Consider the following 12,129-nt stretch of genomic DNA (forward strand, 5'->3'; position numbering starts at 1 on the left):
TCTGGGTTGGGACTCCCGCCCAGGAGTGACTGCGGGTCACCGACGGTGTAGCCGAGTGACGACATCGAGCTCACGCTGCCTTTCCCACGCGATGTCGCCGATGCCGATGTCGCGGTCAAGAAGGCCGAGGTGTTCAAGACCTTCGAGGACATCGGCGCGCTGGCCGTCTCATAGCGTGCGGTCATAGTTACGCGCGGGATCCGAACAGGATCCCGCGCGTTTCTGGTTGGATGGATGTGCACCGGAAGTCGGGAGTTGGGAGGCTCACAGCTTGACCGGCAACGATGGGACGGACCAGGGTTTTGTCCCCCTCGGTACCCCCATCGACTTGGACAACTGCGCACGGGAACCGATCCACATCCCGGGCAGTATCCAGCCGCGGGGTGTGCTGGCGGTGCTCGGTGAGCCCGACCTGGTGATCCGCCAGGTCAGCGCCAACGTTGCCGATCTGTTGGGGCGCGAGGTCGAGGATGTTCTGGGGCGGCACCTGTCGGCGCTGATCGGTCCTGTGCAGGCCGCGCGGGTGCAGCAGGCCACCTCTACCTTCAGCGACCTGGCGCAGCGCAATCCGTTGGAGTGCGAACTCGATGTCGACGGGCAATCCCGCGCGTTCGACATCATCTTGCACCGGGAACCCGGTGTGTTGCTGGTCGAAGTGGAGGTCGCTCACGGCGAGCGACCGTTCTCGTTCCCCAACACCTACCAAGCCGTGCGTGGCTCGGTGGAGGAACTGAACCGGGCTTCCACTCTCACGGAGCTGTACGACACCACCGCCAAAGCGGTGCGCGAGCTCACCGGCTTCGACCGCGTCATGGTGTACCGCTACGACCCGGACTACAACGGCGAGGTGGTAGCCGAGGCCAAACGTGAGGACCTCAACCCGTTCCTCGGACTGCATTACCCTTCGACCGATATTCCTGCGCAGGCGCGGGCGCTCTATGAGAAGAACTGGATCCGGCTGATCAACGACGTCGGCTACACCCCGGCGCCGTTGGTGCCCGCCGTGGATCCCGTCAGCGGCGAGCCGCAGGACCTGACGTTCGCCACCTTGCGCAGTGTGTCACCCATCCACATCGAGTACCTGCAGAACATGGGCGTGCAGGCGTCGATGTCGATCTCCTTGCTGCGCAACGGGAAGCTGTGGGGCCTGATCGCGTGCCATCACTATGCCGGCCCGCACCTGCCGCCCTACGGAACCCGCGCCGCCGCCGAATTCCTGGGCTCCACGTTGTCGTTGCGGTTGGTCGATCAGTTCGAAGACGACCAACTGCGCAACCGACTGTCCGCACAGGCTGTGTTGACCAGGCTGATCGCCGCCATCTTCGATGACCGATTGCCGCTTACCACAGCACTTTTGGCCGCACCGAATCTGCTGGATCTGGTGCCCGCCGACGGTGCGGTCGTCAACATCCTCGGCGACCTGCGCTCCTTCGGCACGGTTCCCGATGCGGAGGGGGTCGATGCTGTCGTGGCGTGGGCGCGTGGCGGCGATGGCGTGGTGAGCACCGACTGTCTGTCCAGAGAAATGCCGGAGCTGGAGTTGGATCCGCACCTGGTTGCCGGCACGCTGGTGGTCAACCTCCCCGACGATCAGTACGTCGTCTGGTTTCGCCGCGAAGTCGTTCGCGCGGTGGACTGGGGTGGTGACCCCTACAACAAGTCGATTGCCGTGCAGGAAGGTGCCGATGTCCGGCTGAGCCCGCGCAAGTCGTTCGAGCGGTGGCAGGAGCTGGTGCACGGCTGCGGCCAACCATGGACGCCGACCGAACTCGAATCTGCCGAGGCATTGCGCAGACAGCTGGTCGAGTCTTTGTATCAGCGCACCCGGGCCGCCCTGCGGGTGGCCGAGCTGCTGCAGCGCAGCCTGATGCCCGAGTCGCTGCCCGCGGTCGAGAACTGGTCACTGTCAGCACATTACGAGCCCGCAGCCGGCGACAAAGTCGGTGGCGATTGGTATGACGCGTTCCAGTTGCGCGACGGCAGGCTGATCGTGGTGCTCGGCGACGTGGCCGGCCACGGCATGACGGTGGCCGGCATCATGGCCCAGCTTCGAAATGTTCTGCGCTCCCAGCTGTTTGCCGGTGCCACCCCGGCCGAGGCGCTGACCCAGCTCAACACATTCAGCCTGCACATGCTGCCGCGGGCCTTTGCCACCGTGGTGGTGGCGCGGGTGGATCTGGCGACCGGGCAGGTGGAGGCCGCCTCGGCCGGACACCTGATGCCGTACTTGACCAACTCGGTACCCACGGCCATTGCCGCCCCGATCCAACTGTCACCCCCGATCGGGGTGGCCAGAGGCGCGGTGTACGCGCCGAGTTTGTTCACCGTCGAGTCGGGGCACGGACTGGTGTTGTACTCCGACGGCTTGGTCGAGCGCCGTGGAACAGCCATCGACGACGGCCTGGACCGACTGGCGCGCACCCTCGGTGGTGCCGGTGATGTTCCGGCGTCGCAGATCTGGGCGATGCTGGCGCAGGGATTCGCCGACGACGATGTCACGGTCATGACGCTGCGGCGGGCCTAGCTTCAGGCAGTGTTCATCCGAGTGAGTTCACAATGGGTGGGTGCGGATTCTGGTGGTCGACGACGAGGTTAGGTTCGCTGACGGGGTGCGACGGGGGTTACAGGCTGAGGGGTTCGCGGTAGATCTCGCACACACGGCGGTGGAGGGCCTGTGGCGGGCCAGTGAGATCCGATATGACGCCATAGTTCTGGACATCATGATGCCTGAGATGAACGGCTACGTCGTGTGCCGCACACTGCGACAACAGGGCAACTGGACGCCCATCGTGATGCTCACCGCCAAGGACGGTGGCTGGGACGAAGTGGAGGGCCTCGACACCGGTGCTGACGACTACGTGGTCAAACCCGTGGAGTTCCCGGTTCTGGTTGCTCGCCTGCGTGCCCTTATCCGGCGTGGTCGGCCCCAGCGCCCCACTCTGATCGAGGTCGGGTCCCTGCACGTCAACCCGGCGACGCGCGAGGTGTGGAGGTTGGGCCAACTGGTGCAACTCACCGCCCGTGAGTTCTCGATCCTTCTCTTCCTGGCTCGTGAGGCCGCGGTGGTGAGATCGAAGCAGCAGATTTTGCAAGGGGTTTGGTCCGACGAGTTCGACGGTGACTCCAACATCGTGGAGGTCTACATCGCCCATCTGCGGGCCAAGATCGACAAGCCGTTCGGCCTCGACACGATCCAGACCGTGCGGGGTGCGGGATATCGGCTGATCCCCGATGCCTAGGCCTTCCGGTCCGTCGCTGCGGGTGCGGATCACCGCGGCGACGACGGCGGTGGTGCTGCTGGTGTTGACGGCGGGCGCAGTGGTGTTCATCTCGTTGCTGCGTCACACGCTGGTCACGGTCCAGGCTCAGGAGGCAAAAGCGCAAGCTGTGCAGATCGCCGAGCGCGCGGCCGGGATCCGGACGGAGAACGCCGCAGAGTTGCTTCCGCCGTTCGACGGCGACGAGGTGGTGATCCAGCTGCAGGAAGACGGGCGGGTGACAGCCACCGCTGACACCGATTTTGTGGGACTGGGTCCGTTGCCGTTCTCGGATTCGCAGCAACTGATCGACATCTACGGGCACCGGTATGTCGTGGAGTCCAGCCGAATTGCATCCAGCACGGGTGGGGTCAAGACCGTCGTTGTCGGTCGATCACTGGAAAGTGAGTACGGAGCAATAGAATTGGTTGCGATTCTGTTCACTGTGGCGGTGCCGGGGGTGAGCTTGTTCGTCGCCGGGCTGACGTGGATGGTGGTGGGTCGGTCCCTGCGCCCGGTGGAGCGGATCCGTGTCGACGTCGAGTCCATCGCCGAGGACTTGTCCCGCCGGGTGGATCCGCCCGGCGGGCGTGACGAGATTGCCCGACTGACCAGCACCATGAATCGGATGCTGGACCGCCTCGAGGCAGGTCAGCACAATCAACAGCGGCTGGTGTCCAATGCTTCTCACGAACTCCGTTCGCCGGTCGCGGCGATCCGTCAGCACGCGCAGGTCGCACTGCATCACCCTGAGGCCACCGACATGCACTCCCTTGCCTCGGTAGTCGACGCCGAGGCTGCCCGGTTGGACGACCTGGTCAACGACCTCCTGCTGCTCGCACGACTCGACGAGGGGCGCGTCCGCAATCGCATCGAAGTCGACCTCGACGACATCGTGCTGGCCGAAGCCGGTCGACTGCGCCGCCTGGGAGTCGTTGTCGACACCTCGGGAGTCGGACCGGCGCGCGTACTCGCGGATGAAGGACTGCTGTTCAGAGCTGTGCGCAACGCAGCAGACAATGCCAGGCGCCACACCCGCACCCGTGTCGATTTCAGCCTCAGAACGCAGGACGGTGAGGTGTTCCTCATGGTGGACGACGACGGAGAGGGAGTGCCGGAAGACGATCGAGTCCGGTTGTTCAATCGATTCGAACGACGCGACGACGACCGGAGCCGGCAGCATGGTGGTGCAGGGTTGGGCCTGGCGATGGTGGCCGAGGCCGCCCGCGACACCGGGGGGAGCGCGCGGTTGGCGAGATCCCCGCACGGTGGCGCCCGGCTGGAGATCCAGCTACCCGAACACACCGACTGAATTCCGCTGATTCAGTTCATGTTCCAGGGTTCGCCGTAGGTGGTCACGCTGTCACCGGCCGAGGAGATCAGCCGAGCGTAGGGGCGCAGCAGCACGCCACCGGCAGCACCGGTCACGGTGCCGTGAGCGTTGGAGACCGCAACTGCACCGCCTGCGCCGGCGACGTCCACGGAGAAGGTGGCGACTTCCTGGATGCCGGGGCCGTTGCCCAGGTCAGCGGAGATCGACACGCCGGGGAACAGCGGCGGGGTGACGACGGCGGGAATCAGATCCAGCGCGAAATCTCCGTTGATCGGGTCCAGGGTGCCGTAGTCCTGGCCGTCGAACGCGATGTTCGGGGTGGTGTAGCTGAAGTTGATGCCAACGCCCAGCGACCACGGGAAGCCGACCTGGTAGCCGAGCTCCAGGACGCCCTCGAAGTCGTCGGCGCCTTCGCCGGTCACGGCGTAGACAGCCTTGCCGGAGTGGAACCACTCACGGGTGAGGCGGTTGCGGTCCAGCGGGAAGACACCGTTGAGGAACGTGTCCCACTGCTGGATGGTCAGGGTGCGACCCTGGCCGTCCACAAGGCTCAGCTCATTGTCCAAGCCCGCGTGCGAAGTGCCCGTGCTCGCGAACAGCGCCGCGATGGAGGCGATCAACGCCACCAGCACCCGACTGATTACCTTCATGTTCTCCCCAGCAGTGTTGTCGTGATTCGTCAGGCCCGACAACACTGTGGAGCCAGGCTTCGCGGCCGGCTCATCGAGACAGCGGCGGGCGTAGCGGGGAGATCGTTGCACTCTCTGGCTGAACGGAACCTTAAAGAACTGAGGCGGACTCGCCCCGCATCCGTCGCGCGGGAACGTGGCGGTGGTCGGGTTGACCGCCGCCACGCTCGCCGCCGTACCTAGCGTGTGAGGGGTGCAGGATCGGTATTGGTGCTGTCGGAACCGTGTCGAACCATGTGGTCGCGTGCGAACACCTGCAGGAAAGCCCCCACCAGTGCGCATCCGGCAAGAACCAAGAAGCACACCACGTAGCCGCCGGCCTCGGTCCAGCCGCCGCTGAAGCCGATCAGCCGGCCCATCAGCAGCGGGGCGATACCGCCGCCGATGAACATCGCCGTGGTGAGTATCCCGTTGGCAGTGGACACCGCACCCACGGGCGCGGCATCGGATGCGGCGGCGTAGTAGATCGGCCAGACCGCGTTGGCGACCAGACCGAAGACCAGCTGGATGGCGACCACCAGCAGCGAGGTGGTGGCGAAGTAGAAACACGCCACGCTGATCGCCATCCAGACGCCGCAGATGATGATCGTGGTGCGGCGGCCGATCACATCGGACAGTGACGGCCACAGCACCTGGCCGATGACTCCGGTGAGGGCGAAAACCACACTGAGAGCTGCTGATTCGGCCAGCGAGAGCCCGACGATGTTGTACAGGTACGCGGGCAGGACGACGTTGATGCCCATGTAGACGATCTGGGTCAACAGCACCGTCGTCGCGGTCAGTGAGATGGTGCGGTTGCGGAAGCAGGCACCGATGGGCCCGGGGCCGCCGTCCTGGCGGACGTGTACCGGATCACGGTCCGGCGGTGTCAGCCCCTGCGCGCTGATGGATTCGTACAGGGTGTCGATTTTGTCCTTGGTGGAGTAGCGGCCCCAGAACAGCATCAGCGGCACGGCCACCAGGAAGGTCAGGAACAAGGTGTAGGACCAGTTCTCTGCACCGAACGCGGCGATCACCACCGCCGCGGCCAACCCGCTCAACAGCGATCCCACGGGGTAACCGGTGTGGTGCACGCCGAGGGCGAAGCCACGACGTTCTTTGGGCCACCATTCCGCGGTGTTGCTGATGCCGACGGGCTCTCCCCATCCGGCACCCAGGTTGACGCCGATACGCAAGGCGATGAATGCGATCAGATTGGAGCTGACAGCCTTGAAGCCGGACACCAATGACAGCGCGGTGTATCCGATCACCAGTGGAACCTGGAACCGGGCCCGTTTCCAGCCGCCGCCGTACTTGTCGCTGAGCGTCGAACCGGGGATGGCCAGGATCGCCAGCGAGACCATGATGAGCGACACGATCGCCCCCCACTGGTCGGGGCTGAGGTCGAAGGCCTCGGAAATGGTGGGTCCGAGGCGGAGGATGATCTCGCGGTCGTAGGCGTTGAGCACCCAGATGAGCCAGCAGACAAAGAGTGAAACCCAGGAGTATTTGTGCGTTTTGCGCAGCGAACCGCGACGTGAGGTGGCCATGAACGTGTTCCTCGGTGGTGGAAGGGGTAACTCGGAAGTGGTGTGGAAAGTCCGGTGTTAGCGTCAGGCGCCAAAGCGTGGTTCGGCGATGCCCTGCACACCCAGGCCGTGCACCGCGAACAGCGATCCCCGCAGTGGTCCGTCGTCGGGGAACCGCGGCAGCGGCGGCTTGGCCATCGAGGTGGCGAACAGGATGTCGAGATCTGGGCCACCGAAATTGAGACTCGTGACCTTACGAACCGGAAAGTCGATGATGCGGTCGACGCTGCCGTCAGGTGCGTATCGAATGATCTTGCCGCCGTAGACAAGTGCTTGCCAGAGGTAACCCTGCGCGTCCACCGTGGCGCCGTCGGCCGCGCCCCCGCTGCTGGTGTCGACCTGGGCGAAGGTGCGGCGATTCGATACGCCGCCGGTGCTCAGGTCGTAGTCGTAGGCCCAGATTTCGCCCGCCCACGTATCGGCGAAGTAGAGCACCGACCCGTCGGGGCTGAAACACGGACCGTTCGAACAGACGATGCCCTCGTCCAGCACGGTCAACGTGCCGTCGGGGTCGAAGCTGTACAGCTTGCCTCGGGCGGCTTCTTCCAGGGTGTCCATCGACCCGAAGACGAAACGTCCTGCCCTGTCGACCTTTCCGTCATTGAGGCGATTGTTCGGCAGGTCGGCTTCGACCGCGGCCAGTTGCCTCAGATCGCCGGTCTCGAAGGTGAGCCGGTACAGCCCGTCCTGAAGCGCCAGGATGGCGCCGTCACCGTCGCGGGTGAGCGCCATCGACCCGATTTTTTGTCCGACTTCCCAGGCGCGAACGTTCGAACCCGCAGCCGTGGACCGAAACACCCGTCCGTCCATGCTGTCGACCCAGTAGAGCAGTTGCTGCCCCTGGTCCCACACCGGGCTCTCACCCAGGGTGGTCTTGACGTCGATGACCACCTCGATGCGGACGTCCCGGGCTGTGAGCGGGGAGGTGACAGTGGGGGCGCTGCCTTGAGGCACGAGGACTCTCCTTCTCGGGGCGGATCCAGGTCAGAGCCGGTGACGGCCCTGCAGAATCTCGATGGTCGAACGGTAGAAGCGACGGGATATGTTAAGCAACGTTAAGTTGTGATCTGGGACATCATGTGGCTCCGATGTGGGATCAGCCACGATTGCGGCCACTGTGGCACTGAGGTGTTGAGCTGGCCGCACCCCTCATCTGACGAAAAAGCGCAGGGCGACATCGATTTTCACCGAGACATCGCCGATGTGTGTTCGCCGACTTGCGCCGCGTCGGCGAAGTAGGCGTGCACGCTGGCCGCGGACACGGCTGAGACCTCTGCCGGTGCCCACCGCGGAGCGCGGTCCTTGTCGATGACCTGCGCCCGGATACCTTCCCGCAGGTCATGAGACCGTAGGGCGGCGGTGGAGGTGCAGTACTCCATGGCCAGAGCGTCCTCGCGGTTGTCGAGTCGTTCCGCGCGCCGGAGTGCCTCCAGCGTCACCGCCACGGCGGTGGGGGAATGACCGGCTATCAAGCGGGCAGCGGCGTGGGCTGCTGCGTTGTCGTGTGCCTCGAGCGCGGAGATGATCTGCACGATCGTCTCACCCGCGTAACACTCATCGATCCAGGGGTGTAGCGCCAGCTCACTGCCGGGTGGTTCCTCGGTGTACGCCGCCAGTGCCGCGTCCACTCCGTCGGAGACGATCGCCGCGGTGAAGTCGGCCAGGGCGTCGTGGGGCACGTAATGGTCGGCGAATCCGAGTGTGATGGCGTCCGCGCCGGTGAACGACGCTCCGGTCAGGCCGACATGGAGCCCGGTGCGCCCAGGCGCCCGCGACAGCAGATAGGTGCCGCCCACATCCGGTATCAACCCGATGCGGACCTCCGGCATCGCCACCCGGGTGCGGTCGGTGACCACCCTGGTGTTCGCGTGGGCGGAGAGCCCGACGCCGCCACCCATCACAATGCCGTCCATGAGAGCCACGTACGGCTTGGGATACCGGCTGATGTAGGCATTGAGCTGGTACTCGTCGTGCCAGAACCGGCGGGCGGCGCAGCCGTCACCGAGGGCGCTGTGATAGATCGCGACCACATCGCCCCCGGCGCACAATCCGCGATCGCCGGCACCCGAGAGCACCACGGCGGTGATCGCCGGATCGTGCGCCCAGGCGGTGAGTGTCCGGTGAAGAACGGACACCATGGCGTGGTTCAGGGCGTTGATGACCGTCGGCCGGTTCAGCGTCAGCAGCCCGACGGTGCCGTCCACCCGGGTCTGCACCTGGCCAGTCGGATCGACCGGCGGTGGATTGGCCATGCGCTAGAAGCCCACCTTGTCCGGGCCTTTGAGATCGAGCATCTCGCGGGCCTCGTCCGGTGTCGCAACCTGGAGGTTGAGTGCTTCCAGGATGGTCCGGATGCGGGTGACCTGTTCAGCGTTGGACGCGGCCAACTGACCGGGCCCGATCCAGAGTGAGTCCTCCAGGCCCACCCGGACATGGGAGCCCATCGCCGCACCGATGGTGGCCAAGGGCATCTGGTTGCGCCCGGCGCCCAGGATCGACCACTGGTAGTGCTCGCCGAAGAGTCGGTCTGCTGTGCGACGCATGTGCATCAGATCCTCGGGGTGCGCGCCGATACCACCGAGCAGACCGAACACCGATTGGACGAACAGCGGGCCGCGCGCCAGCCCCCGTTCGTGGAAATGCGCGAGGTTGTTCAGGTGCGAGATGTCGTAGCACTCGAACTCGAAGCGGGTCCCGTTGCCGTTGCCGATCTCCAGGATGCGCTGGATGTCGGCAAAGGTGTTCTTGAACACCAGGTCTCGTGACTTTTCCAGGCCTTCGCGTTCCCAGTCGTGGCCGAAGGTGGAGAACCGGTCCAGCATGGGGTACAGGCCGAAGTTCATCGAGCCCATGTTCAGCGATGCCAGCTCGGGGGAGAACGTCGCCACCGGCTGCATCCGCTCCTCGACCGTCATGTGCGGAGATCCGCCGGTGGTGATGTTGACGATCGCGTTGGTGTTGGCTTTCAGCTTGGCCAGGATCGGTTCGAAATCCTTCGGATCTTGAGAAGGCCGCCCGTCGATCGGGCTGCGAGCGTGCATGTGCACGATGGCAGCCCCCGCCTGCGCTGCTCCGATCGCGGCGTCGGCGATCTCGGCTGCGGTGACCGGCAAATGCGGCGACATACTCGGGGTGTGGATCGCACCGGTGACGGCGCTGGTGATGATGACTTTCCGCTGTGCGGCCATGATGTGTCTCCTCGGATGGATCAGAACAGTTTGTTGGTGTCACCGTCGACGGCCATTGCCTGGCCGTGGACATTGCGGGCCAACGGGCCGGCGAGGAACACCGCCATGTTGGCGATGTCGCGGGGGTCGATCAGACGTCCTAGTGATGATTGGTTGCGATACAGGGCCGCCACCTCGTCGACCGGCTGGCCCAACATGTCGGCCTTGGCCTGGATCACGGCCTCGATGCGTGGCCCGTCGACAGCACCAGGACAGATGGCATTGACGCGGATGCCTTCGGCGCCGAGTTCGATGGCCAGCGACTTGGTGAATCCGATGACGGCCCACTTCGATGCCGAATAGGGTGTGCGGCCGGACATCCCGAGGCGGCCGGCCGCAGACGACATGTTGATCACGCAAGCCTCGGACGACTCCCGCAGCAGTGGCAGAGCGTGTTTGACACAGTAGAACTGGCCGTGGATGTTGACGTCGAAGGTGGCCTTCCATGCCTGGCTGTCCAGAGACTCCACCGGCCCTGTGGGTCCCGCGATGCCGGCGTTGTTCACCAAAATGTCAAGACCACCCAGGGTTTCGCGCACCGACTGCATCAGTGCCTTCGCCTCGTCTTCCCGGGAGGCGTCGCTGACGGCCGCGGTGAAACCGGCGGCTTTGGCGGCGTCCACCGAATCAGGATTGACATCGGTCACGAACACATCGGCACCTACCGCCTTCATGGCGGTGGCGATGGCCAGACCGATACCGGCAGCACCGGCGGTGACCAGGACGCGCCGCCCGGTCAGACCGACGGTCGGGACTTCAGTGGTGGTCATGCGGCGGCTCCTGGGTGTAGTTGGGTTGTTGTGCCGAGCGTTTTGTCGCATGCCTCATAAGCGCACCGCCGAGCCGTGCGCTGATGACGTGCGACGCGAGTTGGTGCTAGTCGGGCGGTGTCACCGTCTGCGGGTCGGGGGTGCAGCCACAGGTGCGGCCGATGTGGAGACGGTGTTCGCAGATCACGTGGTGGTAGGTGGAGCGGGGGTGGGTGATCTGGTCCAGAAGTAGCTCCCAGGAACGTTCCGCCATGGCGTTGATCGGCTGGATGGCGGTGGTCAACGAAACCATCGCCGATCGCGAATGCGGTAGGCCGTCGCCTCCGGCCACCGCCAGGTCTTCGGGAATGCGCAAGCCCTTGGACAACGCGTATTCCATGACACCGATGGCGATCTCGTCTGATCCGCACATCACCACATCAGGCGGATTCGGTGACTCGAGCAGTGCCTTGGCCGCGGCACGGCCGCCGGCGTTGTCGAGCCGAGTACTGATCTTGCGGTTGCCGTCGATGACGACGCCGGCCTCGGCCGCCGTCCGCACGAATGCGATTTCGCGTTGCAGCGACGCCGTGGAGAAGCGCGGACCGATCACCGTTGCCACTTCGCGGTATCCATGCGAGAGAACATGATTCATGAGCAGGCTGGCAGAGGCGTCGAAGTCGATGCCGACAAAATCACCGTGCAGCTGGTCGGCGCTGCGGGACAGGCAGACGAAGGGGATTCGTTTCTGTCGCAGCAGTCGTAACGCGCGCAGGTCCTCGCGCATCAGCGCCGCGATGATGACTCCGTCGACATTACGGGCGGCCAAAGTGGCGGTCACCTGGGCCAAGGTGTCCGGGTCGTCGTCGGTGGTCGCGACGAAGACGTCGAACCCCTCGTCACGGGTGATCGAAATGATGCGCTGTGCCCATCCGGTGTACATCGAGTTGACGATGTTGGGCAGGATGAGCCCGATGACGCGGGTGAGAAGCGGATCGCGGCGGGTACCCAGCGGCGGGCGGTAGCCGAGTTCGGAAGCCGCATTGATGATGCGTTTGCGGGTCTCGTCGGAGACCCCGGCCCGCCCGTTCATCACGTAACTGACGGTGGCCTTGGAGACGCCGCAGGCGCGGGCGACGGCGGCCGCCGAGACCTTGGCTCCCACCGTCGCAGGGGCGGACGTGCCGGTATCGGAGGTGGTGCGCATCGGCCCTCCTTCCGTGCTCTGCGACGATCTCTTCGCGTACGGCGCGATGTGAGCCCTATTACAGCCGCCTATCAACCGTTAAGCAACGTTAAGTCAGGC

The 12,129-nt window shown here is 65.0% G+C and carries 10 protein-coding genes; 3 read left to right on the top strand and 7 right to left on the bottom strand.

Annotated features, from left to right (window positions below; all coding sequences use genetic code 11):
• Positions 1-271 precede the first annotated feature (271 nt).
• The 3 genes from BVC93_RS19125 to BVC93_RS19135 are packed head-to-tail and all read left to right on the top strand — an operon-like array spanning position 272 to position 4,569.
• Positions 272-2,524: a SpoIIE family protein phosphatase gene (locus BVC93_RS19125; RefSeq protein ID WP_083738852.1), complete on the top strand. Its 2,253-nt coding sequence runs from the start codon at positions 272-274 to the stop codon at positions 2,522-2,524.
• 40 nt (positions 2,525-2,564) lie between these two features.
• Complete coding sequence (locus BVC93_RS19130) at positions 2,565-3,239, top strand: response regulator transcription factor (protein ID WP_083738853.1); 675 nt, start codon at positions 2,565-2,567, stop codon at positions 3,237-3,239.
• Positions 3,232-4,569, top strand: coding sequence for a sensor histidine kinase (locus BVC93_RS19135; protein WP_083738854.1), 1,338 nt, complete (start codon positions 3,232-3,234; stop codon positions 4,567-4,569). The genes BVC93_RS19130 and BVC93_RS19135 overlap by 8 nt, the downstream gene beginning before the upstream one ends.
• Before the next feature lie 11 nt (positions 4,570-4,580).
• Here BVC93_RS19135 and BVC93_RS19140 read toward each other — a convergent pair whose 3' ends face one another.
• The 7 genes from BVC93_RS19140 to BVC93_RS19170 all read right to left on the bottom strand — a co-directional run bounded on the left by BVC93_RS19140 (position 4,581) and on the right by BVC93_RS19170 (position 12,030).
• Positions 4,581-5,240: an MspA family porin gene (locus BVC93_RS19140; protein ID WP_083741162.1), complete on the bottom strand. Its 660-nt coding sequence runs from the start codon at positions 5,238-5,240 to the stop codon at positions 4,581-4,583.
• Between the two features lie 218 nt (positions 5,241-5,458).
• Positions 5,459-6,808 (bottom strand): MFS transporter, encoded by a 1,350-nt coding sequence (locus BVC93_RS19145; protein WP_083738855.1) that lies wholly within the window; start codon positions 6,806-6,808, stop codon positions 5,459-5,461.
• Between the two features lie 63 nt (positions 6,809-6,871).
• Positions 6,872-7,801: an SMP-30/gluconolactonase/LRE family protein gene (locus tag BVC93_RS19150; protein ID WP_083738856.1), complete on the bottom strand. Its 930-nt coding sequence runs from the start codon at positions 7,799-7,801 to the stop codon at positions 6,872-6,874.
• 230 nt (positions 7,802-8,031) lie between these two features.
• Positions 8,032-9,099, bottom strand: a complete 1,068-nt coding sequence (locus BVC93_RS19155) for an enoyl-CoA hydratase/isomerase family protein (RefSeq protein ID WP_083738857.1) — start codon at positions 9,097-9,099, stop codon at positions 8,032-8,034.
• Between the two features lie 3 nt (positions 9,100-9,102).
• Positions 9,103-10,035 carry a 3-keto-5-aminohexanoate cleavage protein gene (locus BVC93_RS19160; RefSeq protein ID WP_083738858.1) on the bottom strand — a complete coding sequence of 311 codons (933 nt, stop codon included), beginning with the start codon at positions 10,033-10,035 and terminating at the stop codon, positions 9,103-9,105.
• A 20-nt stretch (positions 10,036-10,055) separates the two neighbouring features.
• A complete protein-coding gene (locus BVC93_RS19165; RefSeq protein ID WP_083738859.1) occupies positions 10,056-10,844 on the bottom strand; it encodes an SDR family oxidoreductase in 789 nt (262 codons plus the stop codon).
• Between the two features lie 106 nt (positions 10,845-10,950).
• A complete protein-coding gene (locus BVC93_RS19170; RefSeq protein ID WP_083738860.1) occupies positions 10,951-12,030 on the bottom strand; it encodes a LacI family DNA-binding transcriptional regulator in 1,080 nt (359 codons plus the stop codon).
• Between the last annotated feature and the right edge of the window lie 99 nt (positions 12,031-12,129).

It is taken from the genome of Mycobacterium sp. MS1601 (assembly GCF_001984215.1).
Taxonomy (GTDB): Bacteria; Actinomycetota; Actinomycetes; order Mycobacteriales; family Mycobacteriaceae; genus Mycobacterium.

Coding starts and splice junctions, on each gene's coding strand:
- BVC93_RS19135 (WP_083738854.1), top strand. CDS start 3,232: ATGCCTAGGCCTTCCGGTCCGTCGCTGCGGGTGCGGATCACCGCGGCG.
- BVC93_RS19140 (WP_083741162.1), bottom strand. CDS start 5,240: ATGAAGGTAATCAGTCGGGTGCTGGTGGCGTTGATCGCCTCCATCGCG.
- BVC93_RS19145 (WP_083738855.1), bottom strand. CDS start 6,808: ATGGCCACCTCACGTCGCGGTTCGCTGCGCAAAACGCACAAATACTCC.
- BVC93_RS19155 (WP_083738857.1), bottom strand. CDS start 9,099: ATGGCCAATCCACCGCCGGTCGATCCGACTGGCCAGGTGCAGACCCGG.
- BVC93_RS19160 (WP_083738858.1), bottom strand. CDS start 10,035: ATGGCCGCACAGCGGAAAGTCATCATCACCAGCGCCGTCACCGGTGCG.
- BVC93_RS19165 (WP_083738859.1), bottom strand. CDS start 10,844: ATGACCACCACTGAAGTCCCGACCGTCGGTCTGACCGGGCGGCGCGTC.
- BVC93_RS19170 (WP_083738860.1), bottom strand. CDS start 12,030: ATGCGCACCACCTCCGATACCGGCACGTCCGCCCCTGCGACGGTGGGA.